A 13,932-nucleotide genomic window follows, 5' to 3' on the forward strand; every position below is an offset into this window, starting at 1 on the left:
GTTCTCAATGTGTCGTCCCCGCTTTCGCGGGGACGACAGGATAGGCCTGCGCTTCCGTCGCGTTACCTGAGGTCTTCATGTCTGACGTTGTTTCCAAACTGCCGGCTGCATCCAGTCATCACGCCGATACGGCCAGCCATGGTGCGGCTTACGCATTCCGCCGCGCCATGAACGCACTGTACTGGACCGGTGCCGTGTTTTCTTGCCTTGCGCTTGTGCTGATCTCCGCGATTATCCCTTGGGCGGTTTACACCCGCTACATTTTGAACAGCGCGGCGTCGTGGCCGGAGCCTCTGGCGGTGTTGCTGACGATAGCGGTGACTTTCATCGGCGCTGCCAACTGCTATCGTCAGCGCATCCACATGAACATGACGGTAGGTACCAACCTGCTGCCGCCTCACGCGCGTGTCGTAGCTGCTTTCATCAGCGAGTTGCTGATGGCTGCGGTGGCACTGTTCATGGTGATCTGGGGCATGAAGCTGGTGATGACCACCTGGGGCAATTCGGTAGATGAATTTCCCTGGTTGTCTGTCGGGATCACCTACATGCCGATCCCGGTTTCCGGTGCGATGATGTTTCTGTTTGTCGTCGAACGCTTGACCATCGGCCCGCCGCCGCAGGATGGCAGCGACGCACACATACCCCTCGACTAGCTTCACCGATCAGCTCCAGCCAGAACAAAGAAAATCCGAGATGGACATCGCCGTTCTTCTGCTCAGCATGTGTTTGTTCTTCGCCGTCGGCATGCCGATCGCCTTTGCGCTGGCGCTTTCCGCGCTGGTCGGCGCACTGTGGATCGATCTGCCCGTTGCAGCTGTGATGCAGCAACTCTCCAGCGGCGTCGGCAAGGTGTCGATGCTGACTGTGCCGTTCTTCGTGCTGGCCGGCGCCATCATGGCAGAAGGCGGTATGGCGCGAAGGCTGGTGGATTTTGCAGCCGTCGTGGTCGGCTTCACGCGCATCCGCGGCGGCCTATCCCAGGTCAATATTCTGGCTACGACCATCATGTCCGGAATCTCCGGCTCGTCGGTCGCGGATACGTCGGCGATTGGCTCGGTGATGATCCCGCAGATGGCGGCGAAGGGTTATCCACGGGTGTTCGCCACCAATGTGACCATCTCCGCCTCGGTCCAGGCGATCCTGGTGCCGCCGAGCCACAATGCGGTGATCTATTCGCTGGCGACCGGCGGCGTGGTCTCGATCACCAGCCTGTTCCTTGCAGGTATCGTGCCCGGGCTATTGCTTGGCTTCGCGATCATGTTGTTGTGTCTCTACTTTGCCTATCGCGATGGTCATCCGAAGGGCGAGCCGGTGCCAGTGAAGCAGGCGCTGAAGATGCTGGGGGATGCCACCTGGGGAATCGTCACGCTGGTAATTGTGCTCGGTGGCATTCTCACAGGCGTGTTCACGCCGATCGAGGCTGGCGCTGTGGCGTGCGTCTGGGCCTTCTTCGTCACGATGTTTATCTATCGCGACTACAAATGGTCCGAGCTGCCGATGCTGACCTACCGGACGCTCCAGACGGTGGCGATGGTGTTGACGCTGGTCGCGACCGCGTCATGCTTCGGCTATGTCGCTGCGATGATGCGGATGCCCGCGCATATGACCGAGTTCTTCGTCGCCATCTCGTCGAACAAATACGTGCTATTGATGTGGCTCAATATCATGCTGCTGATCCTCGGCACGGCGCTCGATCTCGCGCCACTGCTGCTGATCTGCACGCCGATCCTGCTGCCGGTGGTGAAGAGTTTCGGGATCGACCCCGTGCATTTCGGCATCGTGATGCTGCTCAATCTCGGCATCGGCCTGTTGACGCCTCCGGTCGGTACCACGCTGTTCGTGGGCTGCGCCATCGGCAAGGTCTCGGTGGACGAGGTGATGCGCGGGATCTGGCCGTTTTACTGGGTGATGTTCGCGGTCTTGATGCTGGTGACTTACGTACCGTGGTTCTCGATGGCGCTGCCGCACGCGTTCGGCTTCAGGTGAGCTACTGGACCGGATCGACTGACAACTGCTTATAGCGTTCCTTGCCGTTCAGCAAATGCCGGCGCATCGCATCGCGAGCCTTGCGCGGCGAACGGGCGCTGATCGCATTGACGATGACTTGATGCTCCTTCTCGATACTCTCGAGATAGCGCTTCTGCAATTCGACTTTGCCATCGAAGGTGCGGATGCTCTGGCGCGGGATGATAAGACCGCCAAGGAATTCCAGAAAACCGACAAAGCGCGCATTCTGCGTGGCGACAGCAATAGCGAAGTGGAAGTCGAAATCCTCCTTCACTGCGCGGTCGCCATTGGCGATGGCGCGGCTGAAGGTAGCCGCGGCCTTGGCAATGGCTCGGATCTGGGCAGCGGTGGCGCGCTCGCTGGCTATAGCCGCGGCCTCCATCTCGACGGCCGTGCGCAGTTCAAGAATTTCGATCACGCTGCCAAGCGAGCCCAGGCCGTCGGGGTCGATGGCATAAGGTTGCTGATCGGGCTCACTGTTGACGAAGGCACCGGCGCCCTGCCGGGTGGTTACAAGGCCCCGGGCGCGGAGTGCGGCAATCGCCTCGCGAACGACCGTGCGGCTGACGCCCATGGCCGCCATCATGGCCTGCTCGGTCGGCAGACGCGCGCCTGCGGGCAAGCGGCCTTCGATGATCTGGGCAGCGATGCGCTCGACGACTTCCTCAGTACGGCGGCGCACGGGATTGAGCGGTCGCAGCAAAGGCGTGCCTGCGGCCCCATTGGTTGTCTTGCGCTTGGTGCGTGGCTTAGCTTGTCCGGTCATCGTACAACCGGGCTATCATCGCCGATGTCGCTGCGCAAGCTTGCGGCACGCGTCATTGCGCTGCACGCTCTTACATTGTTTCGAGTTCGGGCAGCTTGAGATCGCATTCGACCCAGGCGCCGTTAATGGTGAAGCGCTGGAACGGCGAGTCGGGCACCGGTGCCTGCAATGGGGCGAGGAACTGCGCGTCGGCGGGGCTGCGGAGGTGAAACTGGATATGGCTGGCGGAAAGGGCGTTGCGCGACAGCCAGATCATGCCGGAAAACAGCTCGATCAGCAGTTGTCCGTATTTATCGAGACCGGCACTCCCGAAGTCGTAGGTTGGCGACACGGTCATGAAACGGCAACGCAGCACGGGACCCTCGAATTTGGGCATCAGAAGTTTGCTTACCTGACAAAAAGCCTGCGGAACGGTGCCGTCGTAGAGACCGTACAACCCGCCCTTGCCGCCCTGCATGACAGGGTCCAACGCCGCGAAAATACCCTGGGTGTAAGTGGAGAAGTCTTCCTCGGCTGCCTCGGCAGCCTTCCGCCACTGCGACTTCAGTGAAGCCCAGCTTCTGTCGGCGTCGGTGATCGGCACGAGCCGCATCTCGAGGTCCCCCCGCCGATTTACACACGGCCGGATGCAACCCTAGCTATATACCCTCAAGATTTCGATAACGCGGGAACTTGGCGCCAGCGGCGTTTGCGCTCCAGCGGACGTCCACAGAGCGCGTTCAGGCGCCAGCGGACTGTAGTCCGGCTGCAGCTGCGGCCACGATCGACGCCACGACCTGCTTCCAGGTCTTCGACGACTGCGGGCGATGAGACGAGGCTTTGAAGCGCATGGTCTTGTCCGGTTGGGCCGCACATATTGCTGCGCAGCCGAGCGTCCTCAGGGACGACACCCGGAAAATCGTGCCTTGCGCGGGGGAAGTCGATCCCCCGGCAAAAATAGCAATACCCGCGCTGCTCTCGTGCCGGATGGCGGTCGGCTTGTTCTCTGCCGGCAATGAACGGCAGTGAATTATTCTCGCTGCCTCAACCCATCGCGGGAGCTTGCTGCACTGCCGCCGGCTCCTGGCAAACATCGACCCAACTGGCCCCGGTCAGTTCGGCCATCCGTGCCGGGGACATACGCACCGAACTGTTGACCGAGCCGGCCGCCGGCCACACCTCGGCGAATTCCCTCAGCGACACGTCGCAGTAGACTTGTAATGGCGTTGCCAGGCCGAAGGGGCAGACGCCGCCGACCGGATGGCCGGTGAGGGCAACGACCTCATCGGCCCCCAGCATGCGGGGCTTGCCGCCAAGTGCATCGCGTGCCTTCTTATTGTCGAGCCGCGCTGTACCCTTGGTCACCACCAGCACCACCCGGTCGCCGACCCGCACCGACAGCGTCTTGGCGATTTGGCCGGGTTCGACGCCCAATGCCTCGGCGGCGAGAAGGACCGTGGCCGAGCTTTTGTCGGTAACGGTGATGGATAATTCGGGGGCGTTGGCGGTGAGAAAGGCGCGGACGGACTCAAGGCTCATGATGCGGTCTCGGTGACATACCGCCACGCCCTCTCACATGTCGCCGACAAAGTGAAGTCACATCCGTGCATTGAGGAACTGGGACGGCGCTGCCGCGCCATTCCCTCACGCCGGTTTTGACCTTATACGGGCTCTTGTCTGGCTGACCGTGCCGGGCGATGTTCTGGAGCCTACCTCTCGATGCTGCCGGCCTATGTGATCCATGCCAAGTCGTTGCCCGAGCGCACGGAGCATATCCAGCGCGAGCTCGACCGTGCGGGCATCAAGTTCGAGTGGGTGCTGGATTTCGATGCCGACGAGATCACCTCCGATGTCGATCGGGCTTATTTCGCCGAAGGCGCCGACCTCACGCTGCGGCAAAAATCCTGCGCGCTGAAACATGTGGTCGCCATGCAGCGCATCCGCGAGCGCGGCCAGGATCTGGCGCTGATCTTCGAGGATGACGCATTGCTGGTGCCGGATTTCTGCGACCAGTTGAAGCGGGTGCTCGACGAAGCCGAAAAGTGGCCGCGGCCGCGAATTCTGCATCTTGGCGCTGCGACCAATTTTTACACCCCGGCGTCGGAGTTGCGCCCGGGCCAGATCGTCTATCCCGGCAATCGCGTGCGCAATATGGAAGCCTATGTGCTGGGCGCGCCGGAGGCTTCGGCGCGACTTGACTGGATCGCGCAGCATCCCATGCACGAGCCTATCGACATCGCCTTTAACACCGGCGATCCTGCCATGGGCATCCCGTTCCTGTGGCCGGAACCGCCGCTGGCCGAGCAAGGCTCGCTTAATGGCGTGTTCAAGAGCTCGCTTGATCGCAAAGGGCATGCGCAATTGCAGCTGCGCATACAGTTTGCCGTGCAGAAGTTTAGGCGGCGTTATTTGAAGCGGTGGCTGAAGCTGAAGTAGTTGGCGGCTTTCGGCCGGTCATTCCGGATGGAGCATTGCGTACCAACGCGCCGAGCAATCCCACTGCCAGACAGTACAGCATCCCCTGCGTCACCGCCGAGATGTGGCTGTTGAATAAAGAGCCAATCACGTTCTGCAACACAACGGCCTGGCCGAGGATGCTTGCATAATCGCGCGCGAGAAAAAGCCGTGCATGCGCGATCCACATGGCCCATAGCAGCAGCCCGCCGATCAGGCCGACCTGCAGCACGGTATGAAGCGTTTGATTGTGCGGATCGGGCGTGGCCTGGCCATAGGGCGACGGCTTCGTCGCCTCCATGCTCTGATACAGCGGCTTGATGCTCCCGGTGCCGTGGCCGACGATGGGCGAGGCCTTCACGAAGCCGACTGCCTTGCTCCAGAAATCCAGCCGCGATGCAGTCGAGATTGTTTCGCCGCCTGCGGTCTGGCCGCTATTGGCGTTGATGTCCGAGTTGATCTCTGCAATCCGGCGCTGGGCTTGTGGCGAGGTCAGCAGTGCGATGCCGATTACGATCATGGCTGCGACCGCGACCATGGCAGAGCGCCGCCAGCCGCCGGCATGGACGACGAATAGACCGAGCAATGCGGCGGCCATGATTGCGCCGGTCTTCGACACATAGATCAGGAAAATGTCGGCAAAGAACAGAAGCGCGAGCGCGATCATCGCGATGGCGCGGCGGGTGTCCTGGACCCAGATGCGCATCGCGCCGATCGCCAGAGCGAAGGCACAAAGTGCGAAGCAGCCGGATTGAACCGCGTTGTCCTTGAAGGGCACGCCTGGCGCCTTGAACCAGCCCCACGGTCCCGTGGGCCACAGGAACGCAGCCCATGACAGGGCGAGAAGACATATACAGGCGGCAAGAAAGCCATAAGCGATCTGTAATGCTTGTTTCGGCGTAAATGCCGTTGCCATCACCAGTGGGATCAGCAGCAGCTTGGCGTAGGGACCAACCCATCTGATCGCGCCGCTGAGCGGCTGCATCGACCAGAGCACGCCGACCAGGATCAATGCGAACAGCGCGACCGGCAGATAGGCCGCCGGCCTCCGCAACGTGGCGATGAAACGATCGCGGTCGAGTGTCAGGAGCGCGAGCACTGCAAAGATCGACACCGCGATAGCCTGACCGCTGGTTGAGAACGGCAGCGAGAAGCCGGTGGCAATGGCAGCGATCTGCCGGGCATCCGCAAGTTTGCGCGGCAGATCGTTGTTCGTCATATGCCCAGGAGTTTCCGTGCGTTGTTCTTCAGGACCTTCGGACGCACCTCGTCGCGAATGTCGAGCTTGGCGAAGTCGGCCATCCAGCGATCCGGCATGATCACCGGCCAGTCGGAGCCGAACAGCATCTTATCCTGCAGGATCGAATTGATGTAGCGCACCAGGATCGGCGGAAAGTATTTCGGCGACCAGCCGGACAGGTCGATATACACGTTGGGCTTGTGGGTCGCGACCGACAGCGCTTCTTCCTGCCAGGGGAAGGAGGGATGCGCCAGAATGATCTTCATGTCGGGAAAGTCGACCGCAACGTCGTCCATATACATCGGGTTGGAATATTTCAGCCGCATCCCCATGCCGCCTGGCATGCCGGAGCCGACGCCTGTCTGGCCGGTGTGGAACAGCGCGATAGCGCCGCCTTCCTGGATCGCCTCATAGAGCGGATAGGCCATGCGGTCGTTGGCGTAAAAGCCCTGCATGGTCGGATGGAACTTGAAACCCTTCACGCCGTATTCGGAGATCAGCTTGCGCGCCTCGCGCACGCCGAGCTTGCCTTTGTGCGGATCGATCGACGCGAAGGGGATCAGCACGTCGGCGTTTTCTTTGGCGATCTCCAGCATCTCGTAGTTGTTGTAGCGGCGGAAGCCGGTCTCGCGCTCGGCGTCGACCGGGAAGATCACCGCGGCAATCTTCTTGTCGCGGTAATAGGCGGCTGTTTCCTGCACTGTCGGCGGATGCTTATGCGGCGACTTGAAATACTCGGCCATGCGGGCCTGGAAATCATCATAGCCGTCGTCGGCGTGGCAGCCGCATGGCTCTTCCGCATGTGTGTGGATGTCGATGGCGACCAGGTCGTCCGGATTGAGCAATTTCATGTCCCGCGTCTCCCGCACTTTCATCATTATCGTTGGCGGTTGCTCTAGCAAACCGGCCTGCTGAATGAAAGGCGCGGAACGCTGCCGACCTAGCCGGTGGAGAAGGACTGTGTCCGGATATCCTGCGCGGTGCGGCGGAGCGGGATCAGGTATTTCTCCTTTGCCGTCGCCTCGTCCATTGTGCCCGAAATGGCATTCACGCTGATCGCCGCGACGACCCGGCCGCCGTGGTCGCGGACGGGGACGGCGATGCCGCAGATGGCTGGATCGAGTTCACCATCGACCCAGCCATAGCCTTTGGCCTCGACGCGTTCGAGCTCGCGTTCCAGCAGCACGGGATCGGTGATGGTGCGTGGGGTGATATGTTTGAATTCGGTGGTGGCGAGATAGTGCGCGCGCTGGTCCGGCGGCAGGGCTGCGAGCAGGACCCGGCCGAGCGACACCACGTGGGCGGGCAGGCGGCTTCCGACGGCGAGATTGGCCGAGAGAATGCGCTGCGCCGGCAATCGCAGCGCATAGACGATCTCGGTCTCGTCCAGCACGGCCAGCGAGCAGGATTCGCCGATTTCGTTGCGCAGGTCTTCCAAAGCGCGTTGCGCATAGCCCCAGTAAGGCAGTGCATTGAGGTAGGAAAGGCCAAGCCCCAGCGCCCGCGGGCGTAGGCTGAAATAGCGGCCATCGGCTTCGCAATATTTCATCACGATCAGCGTCGCCAGCATCCGGCGCGCCGTCGCGCGGCTGAGGCCCGCGATCGCGGCGACTTCCGAGAGCGTGTGCCGACCTGGTGGGCGACCCAGCGCTTCGACGGCCGCAAAACCACGGGCGATCGCCCGAACGAAACCGTCACTGTCTTTAGCCATGCACCATCCTGCCGGTTCGGACTTGTCAGTCTCGGGAAACCGCGCCTATAGTTGTTCGTAAGGCGGCCATAAAGTTCGCCTGGTGAACGTTAGTGGAGAAGGCGCTATGGCGCAAGCGGAAGTTTTTGAAACCGATTTCTGGAAGGACGCGAACCTGCGCAAGGTCTGGGACGAGATCGTCCCGGGTGAGCCACGCAAGACGCTGCCTTATGTCCTGACGAGGGAGGCGATCCAGCTTTATTGCCGCTCGGTTGGCGAGAACCACCCATTGTATTTCGACGAGGCTTACGCGAAGGCGTCGCCCTATGGCGGTCTGATCGCGCCGCCATCGATCCACATTCTGCTGATGTTCTCCTGCACGCCGGCCGACGACTGGATGCGCACACCTGGGACCGTCAACGCTGGCCAGTCCTGGAGCTACAACGTCCCGGCACGGCCCGGAGATACCATCACCCTGCAGGCCCGCGCGCTCGACAAGTTCATCAAGCGCGAGCGGCTGTTCGTGGTCCACGACAACGTGTTCTTCAACCAGCGTGGCGACGTCATCTGTTCTGGCCGCGGCCAGACCATCCGCCCGATGTGAGCGTGGCAAGGAGATCAACCATGACAACCAGCTTTGACAAACTCTCCACCGGCGACACCATCGACGGTCCGAGCTTCGCAGTGTCGCGCGAGTCGATCCGGCTCTTCTGCGATGGATCGCTCGACTACAATCCGCTGCATCTCGACGACAACTACATGAAGAACTCGTTCGGCAAGACCAATTTCGGCGGCATCATCATGCATGGCATGAATAATTTCGGGCTGATCACCCGGATGCTGACCGACTGGGCCTATCCTGCGGGTGCAATCCATCGCCGTCTCGAAACGCGCTGGGTCAAGCCGGTGAAGCCCGGCGACACCATCCAGCCGGTTGGCATCATCAAGGCCAAGCAGACCACCGAGAAGTCGCGCTGGGTGCTGATCGACGTGCTGGTGAAGAACCAGAACGACGAGAAGGTCGCTGTTGGCGAGGCGATGGTTGAATTTCCGCTGACAGCCTAGTGGCTCAATGCAACGGCGTGCGGCATAGTCGGCACGCCGGACAAGAACAGGCAAGGGACCTAAATGAAGAAGCTCACGAGGCTCGCCCTGTCGTGTCTGGCGATGACTTTTGTCATGTTGTCGGGCGCGCTGGCGCAGAATTTTCCAGTCAGTCAGATCAAGATCGTCGTGCCGTTTCCAGCGGGGGGCACGACGGATATCCTCGCACGGTTCGTTGCGCAATATCTGGGCGAGAAGCTCGGCGTCACCACGATCGTCGAGAACCGGCCCGGCGCATCGGGCACGATAGGTTCGGAAGTTGTCGTGAAGTCGCCCGCCGATGGCAGCGTGTTGTTGGTCACGGCCACGCATCACGTGATCAATCCGAGTCTGCGCAAGAGTCTGCCTTACGAGACACAGAAGGACTTCTCGCCGATCGCCCTGATCGCGACGGCGCCAAATGCGCTTGTTGTGACCAGGGACTTTCCGGCGAAGTCGGTCGCCGAGTTGATCGATCTGGCGAAGAAGCAGCCCGGCAAGCTGTCCTTCGGATCGGCCGGCGTCGGCGGCGCCAATCATCTGTCGGGCGAATTGTTTAAGCAGATGGCTGGAATCAATATCGAGCACATCCCTTACAAGGGGGCCGCGCCGGCGATGAACGACCTGATCGGCGGCCATATTCCGATCATGTTCGATACGTTGCCGACCGTTTTGCCTGCTGCCGAGGCGGGCAACATCCGCGTGCTCGCGGTCACCAGCCTGACCCGAGCGGCCTCGCTCCCCAATGCCCCGACCCTTGATGAGGCCGGCGTAAAGGGGTTCGAGGCGACCGCCTGGTTCGGCATGTATATGCCGCAGGCCAATGGCAGCCCGGCCTATACGAAGCTGGTCGCGGCCATGAAGGAGATCCTGGCGGCACCCGCGACCCGCGAGAAATTCGCCACCCAGGGCGTCGAGCCGGGCAAGCTGACGGGACCTGCATTCACGGCTTTCGTCGATTCGGAAATCAAGAAGTGGGACGCCGTGGTGAAAACCGCGAATGTCCCGCAAGAGTGATTCCGTACCGGTTTGAGGGTCCGGTGGCTGTTCCCGGACCCTCAAGCCACCAAAATACCTGCAAATATCGATCCGGTGGTCGCCAGATGCCCGGATCGGATTGACAGTCCGGCGCTCGATGGCTTAGAAACCGCGGGTCCCGGGCGACTTGGTCGCCAGCGGGTTTAAGCTCATTTTCGCTGATTTCGGCCTGCTGCGCACGGCCTTTGACGTCAGTATCGCAAGCTATCAGGATTGACCGATGAAAGTCCGTAACTCGTTGAAATCGCTGCGTGGTCGTCACCGCGACAACCGCCTGGTCCGCCGCAAGGGCCGCGTCTACGTGATCAACAAGACCCAGCGCCGTTTCAAGGCTCGCCAGGGTTGAGTTGCTTCTCGGCCGGGATTTTGCCGGCTGGGCCTCGCGACATCACAGGTGTTTGACGCGCTGCTGCTTTGCAGCGCGTTTTTTCGTGTCTAGACTTGCGGCATGGCATTGAGAATCCCGGCCGTAGGTTTTGGAATTCTGCTGAGCGCATTTCTGGGCGCAGCACCCGCCTATGCGCAGGTCAAAGATCCGCAGGTCGTGACCCCGGATGCGCCGAAGAAGATTCCCGAACCACCCGCCAAACTGCCGAAGGTCAATGCCGACAAGACGCGCGGTCTTGATTTCCTGTTTGGTGCGCTGAAAGCGGCGCCGGACGAAGCCAGCGCCAAACACGTCGAAGGCCGGATCTGGGCCCTGTGGTCGCAGACCACGAGCGACACGACCGCGCTGCTGATGACCCGCGCCAAGACGGCGCTGGACGCCAAGCAGGTCGATCTGTCGCTGCAGTTGTTGAGCGCGGTGGTGAAGCTGCGCCCGGATTACGTCGAGGGCTGGAATCGGCGCGCGACGCTGTATTATCTGCAGAACGATTACACCCGGTCGCTGCAGGATATCGAGCAGGTGCTGATACGCGAACCCCGGCATTTCGGTGCTCTGGCAGGGCTCGGCATGATCATGCAGGAGCTGGGCGACGACAAGCGTGCGCTTGATGCGTTCCGCAAGGCGCTTGCGGTCAATCCGCATCTCGAAAAGGTGCCGGAGCTGGTCAAGACCCTGACCGAAAAGGTCGAAGGCCGCGATATCTGAGATTCCTTGAAAATTGGGGCGCTCGCTGGACATCGCGGGAACATCGCCCTGCTTTGATGCATCCCTGCTGCCCGCGATGGAAAAACAAGACATCGTCGCGGGGGAATCAAACTTCTGACACAGGAAACGGGCGAAAAGGGCGTTTTCCGAGCCACAGGAAGGGACACCTTTTGGCGCCGAAGTCATTTCCGCTATTCGCTTTGCTATGTGTGTTGATGGCCGCACCGATGGCTGCTGTGACCAGCCCTGCGCTGGCGCAGAAAGCTGATGCGCCGCCGGCGCCTGCAGCTTCGACGCTGTCCCCCGATCAGGCCAAGGCTGCGCTCGACACATTGCAAGACGACGTCAAGCGCAAGGAGATGATCGATACGCTGCGCGCGATCGCCGCGGCGACACCCGGATCGCCGGAGAAGAAGCCTGCCATTCCGCTCGACGCCGACAGTCTTGGCGCGCAATTGCTGGTGACGATTTCCGATCAGCTCGGCGATATTACGCGTGAGGTCTCGACAGCCGTGCAATCGGTCACGCGCTTTCCGGCCCTGTGGTACTGGCTGCAGCGCAGCGCCAACGATCCCGGCACCTATCATCTCCTGTTCGACATCGCTTGGAAACTTGTTGTCGTATTCGGCGGTGCGCTGGCGGCGGAATGGCTCATGGTCTGGCTGCTGCGCAAGCCGCAGGCAGCGCTCGAAGCGCGCATTCCCTTTGTCGCGCGCGCGCCGGCGGCGGTGATTGAACGCGTTGATCCGCCGTCTTCCACTGCCGATTTCACCGAGGCGCCCGATCTCAACAAGCGACGGCGCAGTCTGACCCGGGCTTGGCAATCGCTGCTGCGGCTTCCCTATGTCGTCGGGCGTCTTCTCCTCGAATTGTTTCCGATTTTCGTCTTCACCGGCACGGTGTCGCTGTTGCTCGGCACCCAGATCGGCGATGCCGGGATCACCCGCCTCGCGATCCTTGCGATCGTAAACAGCTATGTGGTGGCGCGCGCCATCATCTGCGCGATGCGCGCCTTGTTCGGGCCGCTCGCTCTGTTCAGGGTGAAGGAGGAGACCGCCGCCTATCTCGAAATCTGGACGCGTCGCATCGTCGGTGTCGGCGCCACCGGCATCGCAATTGCCAATGTTGCCCTGATGATGGGCCTCTATCGCTCGGCGCATTTCGCGCTGATCAAGCTCGTGATGCTGGTCGTGCATCTGTTTGTCGTCGTCATCGTCTTGCAGTGCCGGAAGCCCGTTGCCGATGCACTCCGCGCGCCGATCGGCGCCACGGGCTTCCTGAGCGCGATGCGCAATCGCCTTGCCAGCCTCTGGCATGTGCTGGCGATCGTCGTCGTGATGGCGGCTTGGACCATCTGGGCGCTCAATATCCAGAACGGCTATGCATTGCTGCTGCGATACATTGTCGGCACGATCATTGTCGCGCTGGTGGCCCGGCTCGTCTCGATGATTGCGCTGAGCCTCATCGATCGCGGTTTCCGCATCAAACCGGAAATCCTGCAGCGCTTTCCGGGTCTTGAGACGCGTGCCAATCGTTATCTGCCACTCTTGCGCAAGGTCGTCGCAACGATCATCGCGGTGATCGGCCTCGTTGCCTTGCTGGAAGTGTGGGGCGTCAATGCCATTGTCTGGTTCTATGGTGGCCAAATCGGCAGTCGGGTCGTCTCGGCTGTCATTACCGTCGGCATCGCTGCCATTGTCGCTGCGGTTGTGTGGGAAGGTAGCAATGCGCTGATGGAGCGTCAGCTCGCGGCGCTGACGCGCGACGCTCATTTCGCCCGCGCGGCACGTCTGCGCACGTTTCAGCCGATGCTGCGAACGACATTGCTCGGCGTAATCATTGCGGTGGTTGCGCTCACGGCGCTGAGCGAGATCGGTGTCAATGTTGCGCCGCTGCTCGCCGGTGCCGGCATTCTCGGCATTGCCATCGGCTTCGGTTCGCAGAAGCTGGTGCAGGACGTGATTACCGGCTTGTTCCTGCTGCTGGAAAGCACCGTGCAGGTCGGAGACAACGTCACGGTGTCGGGCCTGTCGGGTGTCGTCGAAAACGTCTCGATCCGTACCATCCGGCTGCGTGCCGGCGATGGTTCGGTTCACATCATTCCCTTCAGCGCGGTGACCACCATCACAAATGCCAGCCGCGGTGCAGGCAACGCGGCCGTCAGCGTCAGCGTCGCTTACAAGGAAGATACCGACCGCGCCGGCCAGTTGCTGAAGGACATCGTCGAGCAGATGCGCAATGAGGCAGCTTTCAAGCCGCTGATCCGCAGCGATCTCGAATTGTGGGGCGTCGACAAGGTCGATGGTTCGATGGCGACGATCGTCGGGCAGATCCGGTGTACCGATTCTGGCCGCTGGGCGGTGCAGCGCGAATTCAATCGCCGCGTGAAAATCCGCTTCCAGGAAGAAGGTATCGAGATCGCGTCACCCGGACAGACCGTCCTGATGCAGTTGCCCCCGCCGACCACTGAAGCTGCAGAGGACAATGACGCAGATATCCAGCAGAGCAAGTCAGTGCAGCGCCGCGCGGGCTAGATCGCTGCAGCTCCGGATCAACTAAAGTTGCGGCTACGTGGGGCGCAG

The 13,932-nt window shown here is 61.4% G+C and carries 15 protein-coding genes; 9 read left to right on the top strand and 6 right to left on the bottom strand.

Translation table 11 applies throughout. The features are described 5' to 3' along the window. The first annotated feature begins 77 nt into the window (after positions 1-77). Both LPB73_RS00655 and LPB73_RS00660 read left to right on the top strand, forming a co-directional pair. The gene (locus LPB73_RS00655) at positions 78-653 is read left to right on the top strand and encodes a TRAP transporter small permease (RefSeq protein ID WP_089265859.1); all 576 of its coding nucleotides are present in this window, start codon (positions 78-80) and stop codon (positions 651-653) included. A gap of 40 nt (positions 654-693) precedes the next feature. Beyond that, positions 694-1,986: a TRAP transporter large permease gene (locus tag LPB73_RS00660; protein WP_089265860.1), complete on the top strand. Its 1,293-nt coding sequence runs from the start codon at positions 694-696 to the stop codon at positions 1,984-1,986. Between the two features lies 1 nt (position 1,987). Here the strand turns inward: LPB73_RS00660 and LPB73_RS00665 are convergent, their stop codons facing one another. The 3 genes from LPB73_RS00665 to LPB73_RS00675 all read right to left on the bottom strand — a co-directional run bounded on the left by LPB73_RS00665 (position 1,988) and on the right by LPB73_RS00675 (position 4,291). Further along, a complete protein-coding gene (locus LPB73_RS00665) occupies positions 1,988-2,773 on the bottom strand; it encodes a FadR/GntR family transcriptional regulator (protein WP_089265861.1) in 786 nt (261 codons plus the stop codon). 70 nt (positions 2,774-2,843) lie between these two features. After that, complete coding sequence (locus LPB73_RS00670; RefSeq protein WP_175367806.1) at positions 2,844-3,365, bottom strand: hypothetical protein; 522 nt, start codon at positions 3,363-3,365, stop codon at positions 2,844-2,846. 431 nt (positions 3,366-3,796) lie between these two features. Further along, the gene (locus LPB73_RS00675; protein WP_231079208.1) at positions 3,797-4,291 is read right to left on the bottom strand and encodes a YbaK/EbsC family protein; all 495 of its coding nucleotides are present in this window, start codon (positions 4,289-4,291) and stop codon (positions 3,797-3,799) included. A 180-nt stretch (positions 4,292-4,471) separates the two neighbouring features. Between LPB73_RS00675 and LPB73_RS00680 the strand changes: the two genes are divergently transcribed. Beyond that, on the top strand, positions 4,472-5,188 hold the full coding sequence (locus LPB73_RS00680) for a glycosyltransferase family 25 protein (RefSeq protein WP_231079209.1): 717 nt from the start codon (positions 4,472-4,474) through the stop codon (positions 5,186-5,188). On the opposite strand, the gene LPB73_RS00685 is transcribed toward LPB73_RS00680, so the two are convergent. From LPB73_RS00685 to LPB73_RS00695, 3 genes are all read right to left on the bottom strand, one after another. Beyond that, positions 5,148-6,425 (bottom strand): O-antigen ligase family protein, encoded by a 1,278-nt coding sequence (locus LPB73_RS00685; protein WP_231079211.1) that lies wholly within the window; start codon positions 6,423-6,425, stop codon positions 5,148-5,150. The genes LPB73_RS00680 and LPB73_RS00685 overlap by 41 nt on opposite strands. After that, positions 6,422-7,297 (bottom strand): amidohydrolase family protein, encoded by an 876-nt coding sequence (locus LPB73_RS00690; RefSeq protein WP_089265865.1) that lies wholly within the window; start codon positions 7,295-7,297, stop codon positions 6,422-6,424. The genes LPB73_RS00685 and LPB73_RS00690 overlap by 4 nt, the downstream gene beginning before the upstream one ends. An 89-nt stretch (positions 7,298-7,386) precedes the next feature. Then, entirely contained in the window at positions 7,387-8,157 is a 771-nt protein-coding gene (locus tag LPB73_RS00695; protein ID WP_089265866.1) for an IclR family transcriptional regulator domain-containing protein, read from the bottom strand. 106 nt (positions 8,158-8,263) lie between these two features. Here LPB73_RS00695 and LPB73_RS00700 point away from each other — a divergent pair, with 106 nt between their 5' ends. The 6 genes from LPB73_RS00700 (at position 8,264) to LPB73_RS00725 (ending at position 13,884) form a co-directional block, all read left to right on the top strand. Beyond that, complete coding sequence (locus tag LPB73_RS00700; protein WP_089265867.1) at positions 8,264-8,740, top strand: MaoC family dehydratase; 477 nt, start codon at positions 8,264-8,266, stop codon at positions 8,738-8,740. Between the two features lie 20 nt (positions 8,741-8,760). Beyond that, on the top strand, positions 8,761-9,201 hold the full coding sequence (locus tag LPB73_RS00705; RefSeq protein ID WP_068728848.1) for a MaoC family dehydratase: 441 nt from the start codon (positions 8,761-8,763) through the stop codon (positions 9,199-9,201). 63 nt (positions 9,202-9,264) lie between these two features. After that, on the top strand, positions 9,265-10,236 hold the full coding sequence (locus LPB73_RS00710; RefSeq protein ID WP_231079212.1) for a Bug family tripartite tricarboxylate transporter substrate binding protein: 972 nt from the start codon (positions 9,265-9,267) through the stop codon (positions 10,234-10,236). Between the two features lie 241 nt (positions 10,237-10,477). Next, complete coding sequence (ykgO, locus tag LPB73_RS00715) at positions 10,478-10,603, top strand: type B 50S ribosomal protein L36 (RefSeq protein ID WP_055038661.1); 126 nt, start codon at positions 10,478-10,480, stop codon at positions 10,601-10,603. A 102-nt stretch (positions 10,604-10,705) separates the two neighbouring features. Then, positions 10,706-11,350 (top strand): tetratricopeptide repeat protein, encoded by a 645-nt coding sequence (locus tag LPB73_RS00720; protein ID WP_231079215.1) that lies wholly within the window; start codon positions 10,706-10,708, stop codon positions 11,348-11,350. A 227-nt stretch (positions 11,351-11,577) separates the two neighbouring features. Then, the gene (locus LPB73_RS00725) at positions 11,578-13,884 is read left to right on the top strand and encodes a mechanosensitive ion channel domain-containing protein (RefSeq protein WP_231079222.1); all 2,307 of its coding nucleotides are present in this window, start codon (positions 11,578-11,580) and stop codon (positions 13,882-13,884) included. Positions 13,885-13,932: the final 48 nt, after the last annotated feature.

It is taken from the genome of Tardiphaga sp. 37S4, from assembly GCF_021044645.1.
GTDB classification, from domain to species: domain Bacteria; phylum Pseudomonadota; class Alphaproteobacteria; order Rhizobiales; family Xanthobacteraceae; genus Tardiphaga; species Tardiphaga robiniae.